Source organism: Turicibacter sp. HGF1 (assembly GCF_000191865.1).
Lineage (GTDB): Bacteria > Bacillota_I > Bacilli_A > MOL361 > Turicibacteraceae > Turicibacter > Turicibacter sanguinis.
On the sequence record NZ_AEXQ01000047.1, the window covers coordinates 1 to 24,345 of the forward strand.

25 protein-coding genes are annotated in these 24,345 nt (G+C 34.3%); 4 read left to right on the forward strand and 21 right to left on the reverse strand.

The annotated features are described in order from the left end of the window. Nucleotides 1-41: 41 nt before the first annotated feature. The 7 genes from yajC to HMPREF9402_RS04480 form a co-directional block, all read right to left on the reverse strand. A complete protein-coding gene (gene yajC, locus HMPREF9402_RS04450; RefSeq protein ID WP_006784294.1) occupies nt 42-305 on the reverse strand; it encodes a preprotein translocase subunit YajC in 264 nt (87 codons plus the stop codon). Nucleotides 306-766: 461 nt separating this feature from the next. Continuing rightward, entirely contained in the window at nt 767-1,903 is a 1,137-nt protein-coding gene (gene tgt, locus HMPREF9402_RS04455; protein ID WP_006784293.1) for a tRNA guanosine(34) transglycosylase Tgt, read from the reverse strand. Nucleotides 1,904-1,938: 35 nt separating this feature from the next. Further along, nucleotides 1,939-2,967, reverse strand: coding sequence for a tRNA preQ1(34) S-adenosylmethionine ribosyltransferase-isomerase QueA (queA, locus tag HMPREF9402_RS04460; RefSeq protein ID WP_006784292.1), 1,029 nt, complete (start codon nt 2,965-2,967; stop codon nt 1,939-1,941). 79 nt (nt 2,968-3,046) lie between these two features. Further along, a complete protein-coding gene (ruvB, locus tag HMPREF9402_RS04465) occupies nt 3,047-4,054 on the reverse strand; it encodes a Holliday junction branch migration DNA helicase RuvB (RefSeq protein WP_006784291.1) in 1,008 nt (335 codons plus the stop codon). Further along, on the reverse strand, nt 4,051-4,254 hold the full coding sequence (locus tag HMPREF9402_RS04470; protein WP_129821269.1) for a hypothetical protein: 204 nt from the start codon (nt 4,252-4,254) through the stop codon (nt 4,051-4,053). Before HMPREF9402_RS04470 ends, ruvB begins: the two co-directional genes overlap by 4 nt. A gap of 136 nt (nt 4,255-4,390) precedes the next feature. Continuing rightward, nucleotides 4,391-4,978, reverse strand: a complete 588-nt coding sequence (gene ruvA, locus HMPREF9402_RS04475; protein WP_006784290.1) for a Holliday junction branch migration protein RuvA — start codon at nt 4,976-4,978, stop codon at nt 4,391-4,393. Between the two features lie 175 nt (nt 4,979-5,153). After that, nucleotides 5,154-5,921 (reverse strand): formate/nitrite transporter family protein, encoded by a 768-nt coding sequence (locus HMPREF9402_RS04480; RefSeq protein WP_039930827.1) that lies wholly within the window; start codon nt 5,919-5,921, stop codon nt 5,154-5,156. A 285-nt stretch (nt 5,922-6,206) separates the two neighbouring features. Between HMPREF9402_RS04480 and HMPREF9402_RS04485 the strand changes: the two genes are divergently transcribed. Beyond that, nucleotides 6,207-7,478, forward strand: a complete 1,272-nt coding sequence (locus HMPREF9402_RS04485; RefSeq protein WP_009606637.1) for a DUF1576 domain-containing protein — start codon at nt 6,207-6,209, stop codon at nt 7,476-7,478. Continuing rightward, nucleotides 7,475-7,819 (forward strand): hypothetical protein, encoded by a 345-nt coding sequence (locus HMPREF9402_RS04490; protein ID WP_039930829.1) that lies wholly within the window; start codon nt 7,475-7,477, stop codon nt 7,817-7,819. The genes HMPREF9402_RS04485 and HMPREF9402_RS04490 overlap by 4 nt, the downstream gene beginning before the upstream one ends. Nucleotides 7,820-7,895: 76 nt before the next feature. On the opposite strand, the gene HMPREF9402_RS04495 is transcribed toward HMPREF9402_RS04490, so the two are convergent. From HMPREF9402_RS04495 to HMPREF9402_RS04520, 6 genes are all read right to left on the reverse strand, one after another. Beyond that, nucleotides 7,896-8,756, reverse strand: a complete 861-nt coding sequence (locus HMPREF9402_RS04495) for a patatin-like phospholipase family protein (RefSeq protein ID WP_006784287.1) — start codon at nt 8,754-8,756, stop codon at nt 7,896-7,898. A 76-nt stretch (nt 8,757-8,832) separates the two neighbouring features. Next, nucleotides 8,833-9,921, reverse strand: a complete 1,089-nt coding sequence (locus tag HMPREF9402_RS04500) for a hypothetical protein (protein WP_009606642.1) — start codon at nt 9,919-9,921, stop codon at nt 8,833-8,835. A 109-nt stretch (nt 9,922-10,030) separates the two neighbouring features. Next, entirely contained in the window at nt 10,031-10,336 is a 306-nt protein-coding gene (locus HMPREF9402_RS04505; RefSeq protein ID WP_006784285.1) for a hypothetical protein, read from the reverse strand. A 113-nt stretch (nt 10,337-10,449) separates the two neighbouring features. Further along, the gene (locus HMPREF9402_RS04510; RefSeq protein ID WP_006784284.1) at nt 10,450-11,721 is read right to left on the reverse strand and encodes an aspartate aminotransferase family protein; all 1,272 of its coding nucleotides are present in this window, start codon (nt 11,719-11,721) and stop codon (nt 10,450-10,452) included. A gap of 11 nt (nt 11,722-11,732) precedes the next feature. Continuing rightward, a complete protein-coding gene (locus HMPREF9402_RS04515) occupies nt 11,733-13,658 on the reverse strand; it encodes a peptidase U32 family protein (RefSeq protein WP_009606640.1) in 1,926 nt (641 codons plus the stop codon). A 177-nt stretch (nt 13,659-13,835) separates the two neighbouring features. Further along, nucleotides 13,836-14,993 carry a YecA family protein gene (locus HMPREF9402_RS04520; RefSeq protein ID WP_006784282.1) on the reverse strand — a complete coding sequence of 386 codons (1,158 nt, stop codon included), beginning with the start codon at nt 14,991-14,993 and terminating at the stop codon, nt 13,836-13,838. A gap of 576 nt (nt 14,994-15,569) precedes the next feature. On the opposite strand from HMPREF9402_RS04520, the gene HMPREF9402_RS04525 reads away from it, so the two are divergent. Then, nucleotides 15,570-16,391, forward strand: coding sequence for a site-2 protease family protein (locus HMPREF9402_RS04525; RefSeq protein WP_009606639.1), 822 nt, complete (start codon nt 15,570-15,572; stop codon nt 16,389-16,391). A gap of 152 nt (nt 16,392-16,543) precedes the next feature. On the opposite strand, the gene HMPREF9402_RS04530 is transcribed toward HMPREF9402_RS04525, so the two are convergent. From HMPREF9402_RS04530 to HMPREF9402_RS04565, 8 genes are all read right to left on the reverse strand, one after another. After that, nucleotides 16,544-17,368 carry a hypothetical protein gene (locus HMPREF9402_RS04530; protein WP_129821268.1) on the reverse strand — a complete coding sequence of 275 codons (825 nt, stop codon included), beginning with the start codon at nt 17,366-17,368 and terminating at the stop codon, nt 16,544-16,546. Nucleotides 17,369-17,666: 298 nt separating this feature from the next. After that, the gene (locus tag HMPREF9402_RS04535; protein ID WP_006784279.1) at nt 17,667-18,638 is read right to left on the reverse strand and encodes an aldo/keto reductase; all 972 of its coding nucleotides are present in this window, start codon (nt 18,636-18,638) and stop codon (nt 17,667-17,669) included. Between the two features lie 114 nt (nt 18,639-18,752). Beyond that, complete coding sequence (locus HMPREF9402_RS04540; protein ID WP_006784278.1) at nt 18,753-19,142, reverse strand: helix-turn-helix domain-containing protein; 390 nt, start codon at nt 19,140-19,142, stop codon at nt 18,753-18,755. A gap of 224 nt (nt 19,143-19,366) precedes the next feature. After that, complete coding sequence (locus tag HMPREF9402_RS04545) at nt 19,367-19,627, reverse strand: zinc ribbon domain-containing protein (protein ID WP_006784277.1); 261 nt, start codon at nt 19,625-19,627, stop codon at nt 19,367-19,369. A 41-nt stretch (nt 19,628-19,668) separates the two neighbouring features. Then, nucleotides 19,669-20,643 carry a 5'-nucleotidase gene (locus HMPREF9402_RS04550; RefSeq protein ID WP_006784276.1) on the reverse strand — a complete coding sequence of 325 codons (975 nt, stop codon included), beginning with the start codon at nt 20,641-20,643 and terminating at the stop codon, nt 19,669-19,671. Between the two features lie 443 nt (nt 20,644-21,086). Continuing rightward, nucleotides 21,087-21,446 carry a hypothetical protein gene (locus HMPREF9402_RS04555; RefSeq protein WP_006784275.1) on the reverse strand — a complete coding sequence of 120 codons (360 nt, stop codon included), beginning with the start codon at nt 21,444-21,446 and terminating at the stop codon, nt 21,087-21,089. 71 nt (nt 21,447-21,517) lie between these two features. Then, nucleotides 21,518-22,270 (reverse strand): 5'-nucleotidase, encoded by a 753-nt coding sequence (locus HMPREF9402_RS04560; protein WP_006784274.1) that lies wholly within the window; start codon nt 22,268-22,270, stop codon nt 21,518-21,520. A gap of 114 nt (nt 22,271-22,384) precedes the next feature. Next, the gene (locus tag HMPREF9402_RS04565; protein ID WP_006784273.1) at nt 22,385-22,696 is read right to left on the reverse strand and encodes a DUF1540 domain-containing protein; all 312 of its coding nucleotides are present in this window, start codon (nt 22,694-22,696) and stop codon (nt 22,385-22,387) included. Nucleotides 22,697-22,958: 262 nt separating this feature from the next. Between HMPREF9402_RS04565 and HMPREF9402_RS04570 the strand changes: the two genes are divergently transcribed. Continuing rightward, nucleotides 22,959-24,323, forward strand: a complete 1,365-nt coding sequence (locus tag HMPREF9402_RS04570; protein WP_006784272.1) for a sodium-dependent transporter — start codon at nt 22,959-22,961, stop codon at nt 24,321-24,323. Nucleotides 24,324-24,345: the final 22 nt, after the last annotated feature.

The following is a 24,345-nucleotide window of genomic DNA, read 5'->3' on the forward strand; positions in this document are numbered from 1 at the left end:
TAATAATATATATATATNTTTNCTTTTTTTATTTTCAATTACTACTCAGCTTTACGTGCAATGGCACTACGTTCAAAAGTCCATTTTGCACCTTCATCATTAATTAAAGTAACAGTCGTCTCTTCTAATGCATGAATACGTCCGTGAACACCACCAATAGTCACCACACGGTCACCTTTGTTTAAACTACTTTGCATCGATGCAACAGCTTTACGGCGTTTACTTTCTGGACGAATCATAAAGAAATAAATAATTACCCCTAATAAGGCAAATTGAATAATAAGTACAATCATATCAGCGCTCATTGAACATCTCTCCTTCACCATTCTTAATTTTAAAATTTATGAAAAATAAGATCGTAGTTGATTTCCTACACTTCTATTATAAAAAACTTTCACTTAAAAAAATAGAGAATATTCACATACTTTCAGTATTAAGTCTTTCTATTTTTCACACTAAATTAAATAAATATGTTTAAACTCCAAAATTCATGATAAAAATCGACTTCATCAGTGGGGCCCCGCTTTTTTTATTGTCTAGCAACACTCGCACAATGCTTGTAAAGTTCGAGAAGCTGTTGCAACTCTTCAGTTGCTTCCACCTCCTCTTAGCCCAGTAATTGAGGAAAGCTTTCCAAACTCTAGGTCCCTACTTTCTACGCATTATAGTAGTCCGTCTAATGGAATAAGGTTTTTCCTTCAAGAAGGAACAGCCCCACCTACGGAGTAAACCTGACTTCGTCAGGGTGGGGACCCCGCTTTTCTTATTAGAATCCGCGTGATCCTGGTTTGTTTAGTCCGTATTGTTCGAAGAATTCTTCTTTGAAGTCTAGTAAACGATCGTTTTTGATGGCTTCACGGATTTGTTCCATTAAGTTGATTAAGAAGTGTAAGTTATGATAAGACACTAAACGTTGTCCAAATGATTCGTTCGCTTTAATCAAGTGACGAATGTATGCTTTTGTATAATTTTTACAAGCATAGCAATCGCAGTTTGGATCTAACGGAGTAAAATCGCGTTCATAAGTTTTATTTTTAATCACAACACGACCAACTGAAGTCATCGCTGTTCCGTGACGAGCAATACGAGTTGGTAACACACAGTCAAACATATCAATACCTAAAATAGCTCCATCGATTAAATCATCTGGAGATCCTACTCCCATTAAATAACGTGGTTTATCTTTTGGTAAATATGGTGTTGTATACGAAATCATCTTACGCGCTACATCTTTTGGTTCTCCAACTGATACCCCACCAACAGAGTATCCTGGGAAATCCATTTCAACTAACTTTTCAGCACAGTATTTACGAAGTTCTGGGAATTCCCCACCTTGAACAATCCCAAATAACGCTTGCGTATCAGGATTTTTATGAGCATTTTTCCCACGCTCTGCCCAACGAATCGTACGTTCTACTGAATCTTTCATATAGTCATAAGTGGCTGGATATGGTGGACACTCATCAAATGACATGATAATATCTGCCCCTAATGAATTCTGAACACCGATAGAAATTTCTGGTGACATAAATAATGGTGCTCCATTACGATGATCACGGAAGGTTACTCCTTCTTCCGAGATTTGACGTAGTTTACTTAAGCTAAAAACTTGGAATCCACCAGAGTCAGTTAAAATAGCTCCGCCCCAATTCTCAAATTTATGAAGCCCTCCGGCTTCTTCCACAATTTTTTCACCAGGCTGTAACCATAAATGATATGTATTCGCTAAAATAATTTTAGCTCCCATTTTTTCTAACTCTTCTGGTGATAATGTTTTAACCGTTGCTAATGTTCCAACAGGCATAAAAACAGGAGTTTCAAAACTTCCGTGTGGTGTGTGTAATTTTCCATAACGCGCACCTGATTGTTTACATTCATGTATTAATTCATATTTAATCGCCAAGATTGGCACCTCACTTTAACTATCTTAGTTGCATTTTATTCTATAATTAGCATCGCATCCCCAAAACTAAAGAAACGATATTTTTCCTCAACTGCAATTTTATAAGCATTCATCACAGCATCTTGTCCTGCTAAAGATGAAATTAACATAATTAATGTTGACTTTGGTAAATGGAAATTTGTAATCATTCCATCAATCCCTTTAAATTGATACGGCGGATAAATAAAGATATCTGTCCATCCTTCACAAGCCACAAATTTCCCATGATCACGAGCAATGGTTTCAAGTGTACGTGTTGAAGTGGTTCCAACTGTAATAATACGTCCACCTAACTCATGAGTTTGATTTAAAATATCTGCCGTTTCTTGTGACATTTGATAAAATTCTGCATGCATATCATGTTCTTCGACAGAATCTACTGATACTGGTCTAAACGTTCCAAGTCCAACATGCAACGTTACATAAGCAATTTTAACCCCTTTAGCTTGAATTTCTTCAAGTAATTCAGGAGTAAAATGTAACCCTGCTGTTGGGGCAGCTGCTGAACCAATTTCCTTAGCAAAAACAGTTTGATAACGATCACGATCATCTAACTTTTCAGTAATATAGGGTGGTAATGGCATTTCTCCAAGTGAATCTAATACCTCATAGAAAATCCCATCATACATAAATTTGAAAACACGTTTTCCCATATCGCCTGTTGAAATACACTCTGCTTTTAAACGTCCGTCTCCAAATTCAACAATCGTCCCAACTTTAACACGCTTAGCAGGTTTTACTAACGTTTCCCAACAATCTTGTTGTTCTTGTTTTAATAATAAAACCTCAATGCTGGCTCCTGTATCTGGTTTTTGTCCCATTAACCTAGCTGGCATGACCTTCGTATTATTTAATACTAATGTATCATTTGGGCGCAAGTAATTTAACACATCATGAAATACTTCATGTTTTACCTCACCCGTTTTCTTGTTTAAAACCATTAAACGCGATGTATCGCGATCTTTTAATGGAGTCTGTGCGATTAATTCATCGGGCAATTCAAAATCAAACTGATCGACTCGCATAAAACACCAACTTTCTATGTTGCAAAATTAATTTAATTACTTCTTAAATTATCTACCAAATATCGCTTTTTTTCAATCTTTATTTTAACGGATACTCAATCCCTAAATGATGACAAGCTTGTGGTGTAATCACTCGACCACGAGGTGTTCGTTTAATAAATCCCATTTGAAGTAAATACGGCTCATAAACATCTTCAAGCGTCTGTGATTCCTCCCCGATTGAAGCGGCAATCGCTTCAATTCCACAAGGACCACCACCAAAGCGTTCAATAATTCCTCTTAAATACTTATGATCCACATAATCAAGCCCTAACTCATCAATGTCTAAACGATCAAGTGCTAATTTTGCAATATCATGTGTAATCACTCCATTCCCTACTACCTCGGCATAATCACGAACACGACGGAATAATCGATTTGCAATACGAGGTGTGCCACGAGAACGACGAGCTAACTCTAGTGCGGCTAAATCATCCATCTCAATCTCATAAACAATCGCCGTACGCTTAACAATAGAAGTTAACTGCTCTTCTGTATAGTACTCTAATCGATTAATAACACCAAAACGATCACGAAGTGGAGCTGATAAATCCCCTGCTCTTGTCGTTGCCCCAACCAGTGTAAATGGCGCTAAATCTACACGAATCGAACGTGCTGACTCATCTTTTCCAACGACAATATCTAAAACATAATCTTCCATCGCTGGATACAAAACTTCTTCGATTGATTTAGGTAAACGGTGAATCTCATCAATAAATAAAACATCTCCTGGTTCAAGAACTGATAAAATAGCCGCTAAATCACCACTTCTTTCAATCATAGGCCCTGATGTTGTTTTAATGTTAACACCCATTTCATTTGCAATAATCGTGGCTAATGTCGTTTTACCAAGACCCGGAGGTCCGAATAATAAAACATGATCTAGCGACTCGTTACGATTTTTAGCCGCTTCAATGAAAATACGTAAATTTTCTTTTACAGCTGTCTGTCCGATATACTGATTTAAACGTTCAGGACGTAAGCTTAATTCAGACTCATCTCCCATGACTTCATCTGGTGTCACTAAGCGTTCTTCTGTCATCTTCATTCCCTACTTCCTTCTTTTATTTTTGCACAAGCATGCAAAGTAATACCAAATTCCTCTTTAAGTTTTACTTCTCCCTCTTCAGTCAAATAATATTTCACCTCATGATCCATTACTTCCATCACAAGGTATCCCTTATCAACGCAATACTCAACAAAGGCGCCCCCAATAGCAAATGGATTAATACGTTGCATTGACTTCATCCTATCCCTCTCTTCTATATATAACAATTAATAACCAAGATAATAAAAGTCAGTCTTGATTATTCAAATGCTTGATTATCCACCCCAACTATAGACCCTATAAAATAACTATAGAAAATTAATCAGGACTAATCGATTACTTAACTAATAATTGTAGACCTTTTTTAATAATTTCATCAACAGAAGCATCAGTATCTTTAAATGCGTTTTTAACCTTCGTTAATTCTTTATCTCCATATCCAAGTGCTTGTAGAGCTTCAAGCGCCTCAGATAAACTATTATTGACAAAAATTGCAGCATCTGGCACAACTAACTTACCTTTTAAATCCAAGATAATTTGTTGCGCAGTTTTTGGACCGATTTTAGGAAACTTACATAAATATTTTGCATCACCATTTTCAATCGCATGACGTAATCCACTCATATCCTTCATCGCTAAGATCGCACAAGCTGTTTTAGGTCCAATGCCTCTTGCACTAATCAAATTGATAAACAAATCATGTTCCTCAAGCGTCTTAAATCCATACAAACTTAAATCATTCTCTGACACCACTTGGTGTGTAAAAACCTGTGTCGCTTCATCCTTTCTAAATTCATAAGGATTCGCCGTATAAACTTTATATCCAATACCCGCTACCTCAATCACAACGAAATCTTTAGCGCTATAAGCAACCGTTCCTTTTAAATATGCGTACACCTTCATCACCTCTTTATATTGATTCATTATAACATAACTTCACCTAGATTAAAAAGTTACAAAAACAAACATTAGTTCTATTTTAGGAGATTCATTTCTATTTTAATCATGAATCCATTTAAAATCATCATAACCTTCTAAAAAATCACGTCAATAGTTGCTATAAATTAAAAAAGCTTGCCCTTACGGACAAGCCCTCATCTTAATGATGATCTTTATCTTTTAAGAATAAGAAGTAGTACGCTGCAGTCACTAACATCCCACCTATAATATTTCCGATTGTAACTGGAATAATATTAGCCATAATTTGTCCAATCGTAAGATCTGCTCCAAGTAAATATCCCATTGGTAAAACGAACATGTTTGCCACGCAGTGTTCAAATCCTGTAATAACGAATAACCAAATCGGAATATAACTAATAATAACTTTTCCTGTAACATCCTTCGCTGCATAAGACATATAAACTGTGATTGCAACTAAAATATTACATAACGTACTACGAGTTAATAATTCAACCATATTTAAATGAACTTTTTTCTCAGCTAAATGCATCACACCTTCAGCTATTGATCCGGTAAATGTATTACTATAATACACTAAAACAACTAAGAATAAAGCTCCAACTAAGTTTCCAAGCCAAACAATACTAAGATTTTTTGCTACATCACCTAATTTAATTTCTTTTTTATACCACGCCATCGTGACTAACGTATTACCGGTAAATAAATCAGCTCCAGCAATTAAAACTAATAATAATCCCACAGGGAATAATAAAGCTCCAACCACTTTACCAACTGCCGCATCTGCCATAATGCCAGATACAATTAAATATCCTGTGTAGCCAAGTCCAATGAATAGTCCTGCCAACATAGCTGAAACAAATACAATACTATTTTTCTTAGATGTCTTATACTTACCAACACCAACCGTTGCTTCAGCAATTTCTTTTGGCGCTAACATTTGTTGCATAAAATACCCCTCCACGTAATTCTCCTAAAATCTAACTATAACATCAGAGTTAATACATTATGATGTTATAACGTTATAACATAACAATAACACCAATTCACTTTATTTGTAAATAAATTTTAAGCAATTTAGTGTCATTTTTTCCTTATTTTATCCACATTTCTCCTGTACTTCCCATATTCTCTCCACTTTCTTTCTTACATTTTAATGAAAACGTTATATTTACGACCATTCCCACAATATATTATAATAGTTATAACATTTAATAGAAAAGGAGATTGATAGATGGAAACGATAGAGAGGCAAAAAATAAAAATTTGGAAAGAATCCGATAAAATGTGGGTCATGATATTTATCGCCCTCTCCTTAATCGGATTTGGATTTATTACCTCTTCCTTTAAAGACATTTTAAACGGTTTATATGAAATTATTATTCATCCAGATGCCCTTATCACTGATTATATCGTGATCGGTGGAATTGGAGGAGCATTTGTTAACTCTGGAATATTAACCTTAATTATCATTTTTCTACTCTGGAAAAACAAAATCCACTTTAATGGGGCAACCTTCGCTTCCCTATTCCTAATTGCTGGTTTTTCATTTCTAGGTAAGAATTTATTAAATATATGGGCCATCATCATTGGGGTCTACTTATTTGCAAAGTATCATAAACAACCTTTTGCTAGATACATCTATATCGCATTATTCGGAACGGCGATGGCCCCCATCGTAACAGAGATTATCTTTCACTTTCAACTTATTTTACCGCTTCGAATCATACTCGGTATTATCTTAGGAATTCTAATTGGATTTATTCTTCCCCCTCTAGCCTCTCACTTTTTAAAGGTTCACCAAGGATATAACCTTTATAATGTTGGATTTACAGCAGGTATGATGATTACCGTTTTAGTTGCCTTATTTAAATCCTTTGGATATAACCCCTCATCTCAACTCATTTGGGGAGAGGGGAATAATCTTTTAATCGGAAGCTATCTCTATTTTCTTTGCACGGTAATGATTCTACTAGGAGAGTTGACTGATACACGATCAATTGAACAATTCAAACGGATTACACACCACTCAGGACGACTAGTTAGTGATTTCATTTTAATAGATGATTTTTCTCCAACACTCATCAATATGGGAATCAATGGATTAATCGCTACTACTTACGTCTTAATAGTTGGTGGTCAGTTAAATGGACCAACTATCGGTGGAATTTTTGCCGTTATAGGATTCGGAGCATTTGGAAAACATTTTAAAAACATTATCCCGGTAATGATTGGTGTAGTCATCGGTTCCTATTTAAAGGTATGGTCTATTAATGATCCCTCGATTTTACTTGCAGCCTTATTTGGAACGTCACTCGCTCCAATTGCAGGTGAATTTGGTTGGGCATACGGAATTTTAGCAGGCTTTTTACATTCATCCGTTGTTTTACATGTCGGAAGCCTGCATGCTGGATTAAATTTATATAATAATGGTTTTTCTGCTGGCATTGTCGCCGCTATTTTGGTACCATTAATTGAAGCTTTTCGAAAGGAAACACGTCAATGATTTCAACACAAAAACGCATAGCAAAAATAACTAACGAGCTTATTAGCTTCTTCTTCACCTTAGATGCAACGAATATCTCTGTTCAAATCAATGAGCAAGACTCACAATTTGAACTTCTCCTAAGTTGTAACTATAACGTAGAAAAATCAGATAGGCTTAAAGATCTAAGCTATTATTTACAAACTAATCGACAAGTTGAAATGGAAGAGTGTTATTGGGAATTAGCAGGCGAAGGATGTAAAGATTTTGAATTAGCCTTAATTGGGATGATGACTGACTCATTTAAAATGGAAATCAATCAAAACCTTCTAAACCTTAAACTCTATAAAAATAAGGCTTAGACACAAAAAAGGAGATGCTTTATAACTTAAAGTATCTCTTTTTTTATTTAATCATTTTCTGTCTGTTCATCTTCACTTATTTTTTCTTAAGATAACGTGGAGGTCTCGGATTTTCCTTTAAGACATTATACAAAATTCGATATGCATCATTCCCTCCTAGTTCAATCGAATTTTCAATCACACTTTTTCTAAAATCAAAACTTCCGTAAATACCAGTGCCCAAATCTCGACTTGGTGCAATTTCAATCAGTCGTTTACCATTAATTTCTTTTCGACCCAAACACTGCCCCCGATTTAAATAAACAATAATAATCGTCTCACAATCTGATTTTAACAAAGGAGCGAGAGGGGCACGTTCATATTTCATCGGATCACAATAATAGCTGTTATCAATATAAACAGGATTATACAACATCGGTACAGCTGTTGTCGCAAACAAAATATCTTGCATTTTCTTTGGAGACTGATGATTTAAGTTAAAATAGGCTAATTGCTTACTATTTACTTTTCCACATGATACGATAAGGTCTATTGATTGTTTCTGTATAATAGATGGCTTTAAATACTGGCGTAATACTTTCTCAAATCCCTTTCTTTGTAATGGAAGTCCTGTTTGATTAGCAACTCCAACCATATTAATCGCCCCAAAAAAAGGCGACATCTGCCTCGTATTCACACGATGTACAATTTGATTTACCTTTTTAATATTTTCTTTACTCACACCAAAAATAGCTGTCCAATTACACTGTTGCCAAATTTGGTCAATCTCATCTGCACTATACATTAGGTACAGAGCCCCATTTAAAGCGCCAATGGATGAACCTGATATCATTTTTATTTCGTTTGCAATTTCTAATTCTTCCAACACTTTAAAAACACCCACTTGATAGGCACCTTTTGCCCCTCCACCACATAGAACTAACCCTATATTTTTCACACTATCCCCTCCTCTCTATATCAATAAGTTATGAAATTAGCCCCTAATGGTGCCTTTAAATAAAAAAGGATTCCACTTAGGAATCCTCTTCTTGACATAACTTAAAAGCATTAGCCGTCACTTCTTTTTTAACAAGGCGATTGAGTGTACAGTAACGCTCTTGATACACTCCAACCTGACTTGCAGTTTGATAACCGATGGTCTCATTTTGTAAATTCTTAGCCAGATGACTCCCAAGCGATGAAGAAGCAATTTTCATTACAAACAAATAACTTGATTGCCAAGCATATCGTGTCTGTTGCCACAACTTAACATAACACATGACCTCATCAAAACAACCTTTGCATGATTGACATTGCGACTTAGAAAGCCCTGCCAATCGTCTTGCAATACAGGGGGTCGGCGTTAAGGCATAAAGGGGCATTTGTTTTTTTTGTGTGCGAGAAGAAAACATCATAAACGCATTTAATGCTCTTTTGAAAACAGGTGACTCCTCACTTTTCGAATTAGGATCGACAGTTTCCGCAATCACAGCAATTCGATTAGGATTCATCAAACTTTGAATTAACTCATATAAATCAAGAAACTTCATCTGTTTTCTAACTGATTTCTCGTTCATCCAATTAAAGCTTTGAATCATATCAAACTTTGTAAAATCGTAAGATTTAAAACATAACTCATTTAACTTTTCTTTAAATCCTTTAAATGATGGTTGAATAACCATCGAAATTGGAACTAAATTCACCTCATTTTTTATTAGTCCAACACTTACATAATGTCTAAAAATATTCATTTGACTTCGCAAGGCTAACTTATTCCCCTCAACGGTAAAGACATTAATAATCTTATTAGAAAAAACCTCTTCCATCACCTGAATTAAGCCAAAGACATCTCCACCTGAACCACTTCCAAGCGCTAGTACATTTATCACTTGAAGCTCATCATACGTTTGATACACCTCAACATTTAAAAACCAATCATGATAGACCTCATAACTTTGACGATAACTAATCGGAAACTGTTCTACTAAACAAGCAATAATCGCTTCCTTACTATTGTGTAAATTATCCTGAGTATGTCCAAGTGTTTTCACATCCACATCAGGTGACAATTGTTCCTGCCACACTTCAATTTGTTCATACAATGTGGGATTTAATACTCTCATCATCTCACCCCAATCAAAAATTAGTCAACTCTTTACATCATATGATGTAAATCAAAAAAAGCAGTAAATTTTTATAAAAAATTACTGCTTCTCCTACTAGTTGCCTATTTTATCGTAATGATGACCGATCAGGTGAATACATTCGTCCAACTTCAAAATATAATGATACTTGAACAAAACCTGATTGGTTATAATCATTGATTTCGTTATAAGGAAAATAAGCTGTCATTTCATTATACTTTTCTGTCTTATCAAGAACAAATTCAACTTCTTGAGGGTAATTGATATTAGCTAACTTGCAAAAATAATTAAATTTATCAATTGCTGCCAATACATCGTCATAATAGCGATCAAAATAAACTTCATCCCCTGGCTGTACAACAACAATCCGAACACGACTAAAGCTTCGTTCCATCTTCTTTCCTCCTACCCTTATTATGATTTCATTCTATTATATTTTCAATGATCACAAACTATGTCTGCAAAAACATAAAAAGAGACCTTTCTTATGAAGGCCTCTTTCATCTTTTATAATTCACTTAAAACATCATCTAAATTCTGAATTAAAACTTCGATATTTTCTTCCGTAATCACTAAAGGTGGCTGGAAAGCTAGTACATTACGTCCTAGTCCATTTTTTCCAACAATTAATCCGCGATCTTTTAGCTTCTCTAAAATGAGATCTGTTTCTTCAGATGCTGCTTCTCCATTTGCTTTTACTAATTCAGCACCAAGCATTAAGCCAAGTCCACGAACCTCTTTAATAATCGGATGCTTTTCCTTTAGCAACTCTAATTTTTGTTTTAAAATAGCTCCTAAATACTCTGAACGTTCACACAGGTTATTTTTTTCAATGTAATCTAAAACTGCCATCGCAGTAGCTGATGAAACAGGATTTCCACCAAGTGTTGAAGCAGATGGCTTAGTAAATGCCTTTGCGATTTCATCATTCGTACAAAAAGCAGAAATTGGCATTCCATTTCCAAGTGCTTTCGCAACCGTCATAATGTCTGGAACCACGCCATAATTTTCAATCGCAAACATCTTTCCGGTACGTGCAAATCCAGTTTGAACTTCATCAATCAATAATAAAATATCATGTTGCTCAAGAAGAGCCTTTAATTCTTTGAAGTACCAAAGAGGAGGTGTAATAATTCCACCATTTCCTTGAATCGGCTCTGCGATTAAAGCTGCAATATTTTCTGCTCCTTGTTCTTCAATAACTTGTTTAATACTTTCAATTGAAGCCTTTGCCGCTGATTCTAAGTCTAATGTATCACTATAAACATTCTTGGCAAAATGAATACAACGAGATAAATCTGGATCTGCTCGCCACATTGGAATAGCAGTGGCACTCATGGTTAAATGCGTACGTCCATGTAACCCATTATGAAGGGCTATAAAATCATTTTTCCCCGTATATAATCTTGCCAGCAACATGGCTCCTTCATTCGCCTCAGAACCCGTACAGCAGAAGAATGAGCGACGTAAATTTCCAGGTAACACCGTTGCTAACTTCTCTGCTAAATTCACCATTTGCTCTGTTAAATAAATGATCGTCGTATGTTGTAACGTTTGCATCTGTGAAATCGCCACATCTAAAATTTCTTTATTACAATGCCCACAGTTCATCACTGAAACACCCGCAAAAAAATCAATATACTCTTTTCCTTGATCATCATATAAATACTGCATATCCCCTTTCACGATTTGTGGAGGATTTTTATAAAAATGATTTCCATGAGACGATGGAAATAAAAACTCTTTTTTCTTTTGAATAATTTTATCTGCACCTATCATAATTTATCTCCTTAATTATATTGCATTGCTCCAAGTGTGAAGCCTAAGTTTTCATAATTTAATTCTTTTACTAACTCATCACAAAGCTCAAGATTCGCTATCGCTTTTTGATACGTATTAATAATCTGACGTAACGTTTCAAGTTCATAGTTACATCCTTCAATTTTAAAGGATGCCGCACCTAAATGATGTAATTCTTTTAATAAAGGTAAATAACATAATTCTTTAGCTAATACCATATGGTTATTCCCTTTATTGTCACGATAAACAGGATGTTCCTGTCCTTTATCATCAATTAATAACAAGACCTCTTTATCACGATACTTACGATCTGCTTTTTGACTTGCCTCAACGATTTTTGTATTTTCATATAAATCATGACTCATATACATCACAACAGGGGCCCCATGAACTGTAATCTCAATCGGTAACGCTGAATGTTGCAATAAATCTTTTGTATTCATCACTGGTGATTCATTTGACATGCCCGCTAAGCTTAAACCAAAACGTCCATAGAAATTAGCTGCTGTCGCATTATAAATATTTAAAGCTGTATCCCCAATCATTTCAAAACCGAAATCTGCAAAATAACGAATAGCCCCTAAATTCGTCACGACAATCCCATCAATTCCTAAATTTTGCGTACGTAATAAATGAGCATAACGACTGAAATCATCTTCATACATCATCGTCGGTAATCCTAAATAAAGTTTAGAATTTCCCTTATTTTTCGAAAGACTTTGAATTTCTTTCACACTAAATGGCAACTGTGGTTGGAATACTTCACCTGATAAATAAATCTTTTCAACCCCTTCTTCGATTGCCATCATCGCGGCCTGATAAGAATTAACTTTAACACTTAAAGTCGGTCGATGCGTTTTGATGTCCTCTGTCGCAAGCATCGATTTAATTTGTTGAACTCGTGAGTCTTTCATTTCACTCTCTTCGACTGGTTTACTAAACACTTTTCCAGTACTATAAAACTTCCCTGTTCCTTCCCATCGTTCATTAATATTACTTAGTCCTGGTTTACCAAAAGCATAAGCGGTCGAGAAATCACGTTTTCGGTTTTCATACAACGTTTTTGAATCCTTCTGACGATCATAAAAAATCGGATCTTCAATATAACGATTAATGGCATCACTGTAGCTATTAATAATCCCCAGTAGATAGTCGGCTTCTCGCATACGACCTTCAATTTTAAATGAAACCACTCCCGCTTCAATTAATTCCGGAATATTTTCATACATATACATATCTTTAACCGCCAATGGGAAAGTTGTATTGTATTGGTTCCCCCCTTGGTTCATTTTATATCCCCAACGACAAGGCTTCATACATAAACCACGATTACCACTTTTTCCAAATAAAATTCCACTATACGTACATTGTGAACCATGTGCCACACACATGTCACCATGCACAAAATATTCAAACTCCATATCAGTTTGACGAGAGAAGTACTTGACCGTCTCTAAATCAATATCACGAGAAGTTACAACGCGTGTTACGCCAAGTTCTCGTAAGGCTTTAATGGTTTCAAGATTATGTGTATTCATCATAACAGAGGCATGAATATTTAAATCTAGTCCAAGTTCATTAACTAAGTACACAATACTCATATCTTGAACGATAATAGCATCTGGCTTTAATTCACTCAAATAGGTTAAATAATCTTTTGCTTGTTTTAAATCCTCTGAACTTAACAGGTTATTAACTGTAATATAGATTTTCTTTCCTAGATCATGTGTAATTTTAACGGCTTCTGCTAACTCTTCATCTGTAAAGTTAAATCCTTTTCGATGCATACGCATATTGAAAATTTTACCACCTAAATAAACCGCATCTGCTCCACTATGAATGACTTGTTTAAATATTTCGAACGTCCCAACAGGGGCCAGTAATTCAACTTCTTGATTATTAAAATATCGACTCATACTCCGCTTCCTCTTCTTTCATCAGATTGATTTTCATTATATCATAACCTGTTTTTAAATGAATAGACTTTAATATTTCGACATTTATCACTTTATTCAGTTAACTCATTTTAATATGAAATAAAAAAAATCGCCTCTTAAAAGCAAAAGGCTTTAACAGGCGATTAAATAAGACGATTAACGTCCACAACATTTTTTATATTTTTTTTGACTCCCACATGGGCAAGGTTCATTACGTCCAATTTTAGTTGATTTAATTGGATTAATCATTGGAACAACAACTTGTGTTGAGGCAACCTCTTTCACTGCTGAAGCTTCTAAATCAACTTGACGGAATCCACGATTTTCCCACGTACGAGCATGATTAAATGCATCCATTAAAAGAATCATTAACGCCTGTCCTACATTGTAAGATTCCATTTCAATTTGACGGCCTTCAAGTGCCATAAAGGCTAATTTAGGTTGATATTTATATGCAAAAGACATTCCCATTTCATGTGCAATTTCACGAGCGACTTTTTTATCTTCACAAATATTTTCTTCAATAAATTTTTGAACTTGCATTAATTGAGGAGTCCATTCACCTTCGTCCATTCCAAACTGTTGAATTTCTTCTTTTGTTGGCATGTAATATTCTTTTTCTTCTTGAGTTTCGCGTAAAGCTAATACTTCTTGTTCTGAATCAATAAGTAATGAATCTGAAACAAATAATGGTCCAAATGATTGAACATTTCCATGGAATGTTAATTTACAGAATAATACATTTAGCGCTTCTTCTGGCGTTAATGGTGTTGTTTCATACTCATTAAACACTTTACATAATTGAGCAAAATCACAAATTCCGTATAAATTAACTAATGCCTTCATATATAAATAAACAAGATCCGTACGTACTTTTGTATCTTGTAATTCTGGTTGAGAGATATTAGCATAAGCCTCTTTTACAACTTGAGGCATCATGTAAACAACCTCTTTACCGTTCATGACAGGGTAAACATATCCAAGATTGTATAACGTGTAAACAGAAGAAGACATCATCTCATCACAGTTAACATATGCTTCATTAACTAACATAACGAAATCACTCATCATCAAATCGTCCATGCCACACAGAATATACTCTAAACGTGATACATCACCAAGTGTGGCAATAATACGTTCAATTAATCCACCTTTTGCTAATGACGAACATCCTTTTAATCCATGATGATCCACTAAACGTTTTAATTCAGGTTTTTTGAGTTTATTTAGAATTGTTTCTAACTTCTCATCATAATTACATTTAATTGCATTTGCAATCATTGATTCTTTAATAATATCGTTCATATTTTGCATCAGTAATCCCACCTTACAAAAGAAAAAGTCAACTCGAAATTTATACTTTATCATATTATTAATAAAAAAGCAAAAGAAAATTCTACAAACAAGGTGTTTTACCTCTTATTTTTCTTGTTTTCTTTTCTTTTTTCGACATCGAATTACACATAAAATAATCGTTTTTTCTTAGACTATAACTAACAATCATTTAAGGTGGTGACCATGATGGGATTATTATTGTTTTTTGAATTCATCTATACGTTGTTTTCCTATTGGGAGATTATATGGCCCAATATCGCAAACTTTTTTTAATCCAAAAATAGAAGCATTGCCTAACGCAATGCTTCTATTTTGGATTAAAGGATATTCTAATTCCATGACGCATATATATGTATATGTCTAAGTCTAAATCAGTTTTGTACAACTGCAAAACTTTTGCCTCTCCTATCAGCGGAGAAGACTGCTTCAAGAGTAGGGGACCCATGGACTATTGGATGTCTTAGTAGTAGAAAGTCCGATGAACTAAGACTTATTCTAAAACTGAAAAGACATTTCTATTTCTGTATAGATAGTCTTAAAAAGGGGGGAATCCTAATGCCAATTTTTCTATACATCGTCATTGCCTACCTCAGTATTTTCATTCATGAATGTGGCCACTATTTTGCAGCTTACCTCTTTGGAGTTAAAGCAACCGATGTGGTAACAGGAATGGGTATCAAAATATTGTCTATTAAAACCGCTCATACTCGCTTTATTTTTAAATTATTTCCGAGTGGTGGTGTAACAATTTATGATTTAATCGATGAAAATAAATTAAATTCCTTTCAACAAATCATCATCCTTCTAGCAGGTAGCACCTTTAATTACATCACAGCCGTTATCGCCTCTACTCTTTATTATCAAACAAACTTAATAGAAGGATTTAAAATTTTGAACCAACTCATTAGCAGATTCATTATCTCCTTAACCTCAATGTTGTCTGTTCATGATTTTTTAATACCGGATACCTCATTCACCGAATCAATCGAAATCATTGCAAATGAAAATACGCTTCAACAGTATGCCCTATTTATTATTTTATTCATGAATGTTTTACTATTTCTTTTCAACCTAATTCCGATTCCCTTTTTTGATGGAGGACAGATTGTATCCATTTTATTAGATCCTTTTTTAATAAAATTTGGACTACATGTAGAGTTATTGGAACAGATTAAAACAATCATTAATCAAGCCATTGGTTATTTTTTAGTGTTTTTAATCGTCACTCCTTTTTTAACTCGCTGGTATCAAAATATGATGCTCTCAAGTAACCCTAAATCAGAACTTCTAAAATGGATTCTCATTTTGTTAGGTGCCATTTTACTCAAACGCATTTTTAACACCCTAAGTCACCTTATCCGTTCAAATAAAATATAAAATCAACCATTTTTTGAATAGTTTTACAAATAATTTCTAATAATAAAATTGGTACACTTTCATTGCATCTATTCTTTCCTGTTTCAATACTCCACTTCCATGAAGTGGAGTATTTTTTTATACAAGCGATACCACATAAATATCGCTTTTTACTACTTAATAAAATATTGATTTAATCGAACATCGTATGTAATCGTCTGACTCGTTCCTTTTTCATCAATTATCGTATATTTAATCGTTTTAGTTTCCATATCTTCCATATTTCCACTCTCAGGTCCCGTACAAGAAATAGGCCCAATACTTTCTCGTGCCCCAATCGTATCAACAACCATTAGATTAACATTTTTTCCATTATTCATTTCAAATGTATAAACTAATCCCATGATGGCATAATCAGAATTATTTTTAAGACTTGTCTCAAACACACTTCCACTAGCATTTGAAGGAACCGTTAACGTTGGATTCATAAACTCCAAATCAGTCACGGTAACCTTAGGAGTTTCAGCTGAGAATGCCTCTCCTGGTGTATAAGTATATTTATTTTGATTAACATCATATTCCACAACAGTATGAACCATATTCTCATCATACATATTAATCAAAATCCGCGTCGCTTTCATATCCTCAATACGACCTGAACTTGGACCAAAACATTGAATAAACCCACTAATGTCACCTGATTTTAACGTATCTTGTGTGGAAATCGTTGTATAATTTCCATTACTCAACTCTATATCGATTGAAATCCCTCGTATAATAAACTTTGAATTATTTTTAATTTGAGCTTGATAAATATAATTTCCTTCGCTACGTTGCTCAAGGGTTTGATTAATAAATTCTAACTCATTCACTAAAACATACGAATCATCAGCCCCTCCTCCTGCTTTATTAGCAGAACAACCCATCACTAAACTAAGTGTTGTAAATAAGATGCTAGTACAGACTAAATACTTCACGGACCATCTCTTGAACTTCATAACTTATCATCCTTTATAACAAAAATTGACCGACTCAATAAGTTTTCTCCTATCTAATTGATTATCATTTAACTTACTTTTTGATCGATTAGGCATGCATCTCATAATAAACTCCATTTCTACACAAATTCCTAATCCTGATGAACAGACATCAAGTTTATACCAATAGCAAGAATCCTTATCTCTATAGTTATAGAGTTAGAAATTTTAAGTAAAATTATACGAAACTCACCACTCCTTTTTTTAAAATGATAATCAAAAAAAGGTTAAAATCTAATCTGATTTTAACCTTTTTTCTTTATAATAAACTTCTTCCTGGTATCACATTATACAAACGATACCACTGCTCACGTGTTAACTTAACTTGGGAACCTTCACACACTGCTTTAATTCTCTGTGGGTTTTTCGTGCCAACAATCGGTTGGATTTTAGCGGGATGACGTAGTAACCAAGCCATTAAAATAGCTTCTTGACTCACTCCGAATTCATTGGCATACTCCTTAATGACCTCATGCGCTGCTTGATAAGGAGCCTCTACCTTCTCCTTTGTCAACATCCCCGTTGCAAGTGGTGACCAGGCTTGAATCGTCATATGATTTAATCTCGCATACTCGAGTGTTCCTTGACTTCGATGATCAATCGGATTGGTTAAACTGTTAACATTCATCCCTTCATCAATTAAATTAGCATGAACTAACGATAACTCCATTTGATTCACAATTAAATCTTGTTCAATATAACGTTTTAACAATTCTATTTGATGAGGATTATGATTACTAACCCCAAAATGTCTAACTTTCCCAAGAGCCTGTAATTCACTAAATGCCTGAGCCACCTCTTCTGGCTCAACTAGTGCATCTGGACGATGTAGCAATAAAGAATCTAAATAATCGACCTTCAATCTTTTTAAAATACCATCTACAGAATCAATAATATACTGATAGCTAAAATCATAATGTGGTGCAGAACCTTCCCCTAAACTTCCTTTCAAACGAATTCCACATTTAGATTGAATATAAATCTCTTCTCGCTTAACTAAGTCAGTCTCCCAGATTCCAGAAAAAGCTTCTTCCGACTTTCCATACGTATAGATATCAGCATGATCAAAAAAATTAATCCCTTGCTCTAAGGCCGCTTCAATGGTTACTAAAGCCTGTTTCTTAACCTCATTTGTCAAAGGATTATGAGTCCACTCTCCTCCCATTCCCATACATCCAAGTGCAATCTCTGAGGCATGAATGTTACTATTTCCAATTCGTATCTGCTTCATAACTCCTCCTAAAAAACATAATATCAATCCATTATAACTTATCAACACTTCATTGTAAACGTTAACAAAGAAAAATTTTATGATAAAAAAGCCATCAGGGACTTCATCATCTTTTTACTGAAGCCGCAGTAGATAATCATCCATATCTTTTTTTAAAAAGCGCCACTCTCTTCCAACCTTATAGCCTTTTAATCTTCCATCACGAATCATATTATAAATCGTTTGATGACTAACCCGTAACATTTTAGCCACCTCTGGCAGGGTTAAAATTTCAGGACCTTCTTCTTTTTCCTTTAAAGTAACCTCACTTCGTTCATAATCTAGCGTTTCTTTGAACTTCTGTAAAACAAGGGCATCCGTAGACTGTAATATTGTATCCCCACATTTAGGACAAACATAAATCGTGATTCCTTCAATTATCACCGTTAAAGTTCCTAATCCTGATTGAATAGATGTGGTTTTGACCTCAAACTGTTGTGAACACTTCTTGCATACCTTTGACATAAATTCAATCCCTCCTAAAAAATCCATTTCCCCCAATGGATGTGTCTCTTTATAACCATTATAAAGAATAATCAATCCTTATAAGTTATTTTTATTATAACCTAATTTTTACCATTATTAAACAGTAAGACATTAATTAAAAACAAAAATGACACAAAAAATAACTTGACTTTATTCTTGGGTAATAAAAAAAGCATCAGCAAGCTGATACTTTTTCTTCATCTCTAATCTCTCCAACGCTTTAAAGTTTTTAATTGTAAGGGATAAATCTTTTTCAACATCCATTTTTGAAATTTATTAACTGGTGCTTGGTCAATCATTTGAATGACTTGTTTTTTCATATCAGTTAAAGTCATATCTGGCTTTATAAAGCGTCCATTTCGATAACATAAATAACAATATTCTTGCGAAAATGTCCCATTATTTTCATTTCCTAAAATTCTTTCATTCAGTGGTAATCCGCAACTTTGACAAACTTTTTCCAATCTAAAGACATCCCTTCGCATTGTTTTAAGATTTATTTATCTTAACCATGGTATGGTTCATGATGCTCATGCTGGTGCTCCTCATGATGCTCATGTTCATGATGTTGTTCTTTTTGAAATTGATTCAAACTCGAATTGGATTTATATGGAACACGCCCAGAGGGAATCAACTGAGAAGCTGGACCAACATGATAATCTTGATCATCAAAAAAGATATGGGCATTAAACGCTTTAAGAACTTTATCTTTTGCCACTCCTCCTAAGAAGAACATCTCATCCACTTTACATCCCCATTCACGTAATGTAAGAATAACACGTTTATGAGCCGGTGAATTTCTTGCCGTCACAATTGCAATTTTAACTAAGCTATCATCTTTTTCCTTAATCGTTGATAATGTTTTAAGCAACTTAGCAAATGGGCCTTCATTCATTGCATTTTCAGCATTTGCATTTTCATTTTCAATAAAAGCTGCAAGTCCTTGTTCTTTATAAATTAATTCTGACTCATCTGAGAAAACAACCGCATCAGCATCAAAAGCGATTCGAATCTCTTTTTGGTTAGGTTGATAATCTCTTGGAACATCGTAAACAAGTGCTGCCGCCACTCCATTATCAATCGCATCTTGAACATCATGTTCATTTCTTGATAAAAATAAGTCAATATTAAAAGCGCTCAGATACGGGAGCTTATCTTCTCCTCCCGTAAAAGCAGCACGAACAATATCAAGTTTATATTCTGCAATACTATTAAAGACTCTTAGACCTGTTTCGGGGCTATTACTTGATAAAATAATAACCTCAACAATAGGGTAATCAAATTTATCATTCAAACTTAACAATGCCTCAATCAATGGAAATGCCGTTCCTTTTTCTAAAACAGTATTTTCATTCTCAATTTGGTAACGATGATACGCCTCAATTCCTTCCGTTTCAAAAATCTGATTTTCATGCTCTAAATTAAAAAGAGCACGACTTGAAATTGCAACGACTAATTTATCCTGTAAATCATACGCCATTCTCTTCACCTCAATCAATAAACTTACGTTTCACTATCATATTAGATGTGGATAACTTTAATACTTCCATTATATAGATTTAAGAAACGCTTTTCAACAAAGGACAGTAAACTATTTCCTCTCACCTTTATAATTTATATGTCTTTAATCGAATTTATTCTAAAACCAACAAAAAAAGTCATAGTTCTCCATTAGTAGATTGCTATGACTTCTCCTCTTCATCACTCGTCTCTTTAATACCTTATATTTTAAATTAATAACCTATCTAGAACCAGACATATTTTTTTCCTATCAATGAGCATAGTAGATTCCAGATGTAACATAAATCACTTCAAAAGTACAATCGTATCATTCTTCCCGCTAGTAAACGATTCCCTTCTCATCTACTCCATAAAATTAAAGTTACTCAACGATAAAAAACTTATCTGGACTTCTATCGTTTATTAATTTTCCTTTTTATATTCATTTAAACGTTGAAGCAAAGCGTTAAAATCATTAAATACTAAATGACGTCCATATCGGATAAATAATTCAACAGGTAACTCACCTTGAACTTTTTTCACTTCAGGTAAGTTAAGGGTTAAGGGTGCAAAACCTACCTCATATCCTTCATCACTTGAGGTGATGGTTACAACTAACTTATTTTCAAGTGCTAGGTCTCGCTTCGACTCTATAAATTTAGAACAAATCCCTAAAATTTCATCATCTGTCAAATATCCCTGATGATAAAAATCTAACTTCTCTGTTTCATTATTTTTTAAATAAACGCGATTATCATTAGTAATTAACAATACGTCATTCAATAGTCTCCTCTCCTCTCATTTTATCTTCCTTTAAATATATGTAATGGGTTTCTTTTTTATGTTACTTCAAATTAAAAATCAATATTTAAAATACGAGGAGTTGGCTTCGTCCGTATCAAAGAATCTTGCCTCTCCCCCTCTATATAAACCGTAAGATCAAAAAGGCGGCAAACATCTTCAGTCCCTCCCATACCTAAAAAGCAGACTTCATTCACTTTACATTGAGATAATTTAAATAAATCTTTCACCCAAGATTCAACACTATAGCACCTTGTCGTTAGTAAAGCCACCTTAAAGTTAGCAAATAACTTTTGCCAAAATCCAAATACAGGTAGTATTTTTCCAAAGGCATCGCACATTCCCTCTTTTGCAAACAACCGATGATCGAGCGCCACCTTGAACTCATGGGTTGTTGTCACTCCTAAAGAAACTAAACCAGCTAAAATATTCATCTTCTGGGTCTCCTGAACCAAATTTAAGTCAGAAGAGAAAAATAAGTCAACCTTTAAAGCTGCTAAATAATCTAAAATCGAGGTACGATTAGATAAAATGACATTATCAATTTCTAACTTATAATAAGCTAAACTTTCAAAAATACAATCAGATATTTCAGGAGGACTATCTGATATAATCATCACGTCAACAAACGATAGATTAGCGCATAAAAGTTGCTCAATAAAAGAAAAAAGGGGACCTTTATCAAACACCTCATTTGCATTATGATACACAAAAATACGATCACTCTGATCAGTCATCGTTTGAATTTTCTTTAACTTAGGCTTAAATATCGCACTTAAAGAAATTGCCACCACTACTTTCTCCATTTTTCTCTCCCCCAGCTAATCGTATCTTATTATATGAATTTAATAATCACTTTATTACTTTTGTTCTCGCATAATAAAAAGCTTTCTAAAGATTTAGAAAGCTTTTTATCTATCCTATTTTTCAAATGTATCGCAACTTGCTGTATCTGTATTAATTTGTACGGCATCAGCATGACAACAATTTTTATCGTTATGTTTACAATGACATGCACTGCATTTAATATCATTAACTGTCGCTTTGTGTGACGTATTACTAAACTCTGATCCAAATTCAACATCACCAACAAGCCCTTGATCGGCAAAACTTTTACATAACGTTTCATCCGTTACCGTTGCTTGCGCGCCACGAACATTCACAACACTTGCATAACAATTTCCTTGATTATCATTATGCACACAATTATGCGCACCACATTTAATTGACATATGATAGACCTCCCTTTTATCACAATTGTTTCTCTTGTATCATTCCTCAAATTTAATCAAACTATTCTCGTGTTACTCGACATTTTTCAAAACAAAAAGACATTTTGCTTTTCAAATGAAAATTTTCATGCTAAAATAAGTTCAACTTTTATTGCTTAAGCCTTTTTATTAACATTTTAGTAGGTCTAGCATTAAAATAAAAGGATTATTGTAGGAAACGACTAGAAAGAGTCGTTGTGTAGGACAGTAGGAGGAATTAAATATGAGTCAAGAATTATCATCGACAAAGCGCGATGGGTTTTCGTCACGCTTTGGAATCATTGCAGCTGCTGCTGGTTCAGCTGTAGGACTAGGGAACATTTGGAAATTCCCTTATATTGTAGGTGAAAATGGGGGATCAGCCTTCATTTTAGTTTACTTAATTGCGATTTTATTAGTTGGGATGCCAGTTTTATTAGCAGAATTTATTATCGGACGTCGTGGACAATCAAATGCCGTTCGATCGTTTAAAAAAATTGCCCCTAAAACACCTTGGTTCGGTATCGGATGGATGGGAATCGTTGCTGCCTTCATGATTTTAGGCTTCTATACCGTTATTGCAGGGTATACGATTCATTACTTTATTTTAACAGTGACTAACGGATTTGCCGGTATGACTTCTGATCAAATTGCCAACACGTATCAAGCATTCTCAACAAGTAGTGTTGCACCAATTGTTTATACCATCATCTTTATTTTACTATCATTAGCTATTTTATTCGGTGGTGTTAAAGAAGGAATTGAAAAATACAGTAAAATTTTAATGCCTGGATTAGTTGGAATTATCATTTTATTAGTAATTCGCGCCGTTACCTTACCTGGAGCAAGTGAAGGAATTGAATTCTTACTAAAACCAAACTTCAGTGAATTATCGATGTCAGCTGTTCTAGATGCATTAGGTCACTCATTCTTCTCCTTAAGCGTCGGAATGGGAACGATGTTAACATATGGTTCATACATTAATAAAAAAGAAAACTTAGCAGTTACAACAGCTTCTATCGCAGTTGCAGATACAGTGATTGCCTTATTAGCTGGTCTAGCAATTTTCCCGGCTGTATTTGCTTTTGGAATTGATCCAACTGCTGGTCCTGGTCTAGTTTTCATCACATTACCAAACGTCTTCTTACAAATGCCTGGTGGAACAATTTTTGGAGCCTTATTCTTCTTCTTATTATTCATTGCCGCTTTAACATCTGTTGTGTCAATCTTTGAGGTTATTATTGCCTATGTGACAGAAGAGCTGAAATTTAGCCGTCGTAAAGCAATGGGATTAACAGCTATTACAGTTGTTTTTATCTCAAGCTTATGCGCTTTATCAAACACACCAGATTCAAGCCTTATTTTCGCAGGAAAATCACTATTTGATTGGATGGATGTACTAACAGCTAATGTATTACTTCCAATTGGTGGATTATTAATCATTATTTTCTTAGGATTTATTTTCAAGCGTGATCAATTAGAAGATGAATTAAAACAAGGATCTAAATCAATTAAAACAACGATGGCCTATATTACTATTACAAAATATATAGCACCAGTTGCGATTGCTATTGTCTTCTTATATGGACTTGGTATTATTAATTTCTAATAAAAAAAGTTCTCGAAATTCG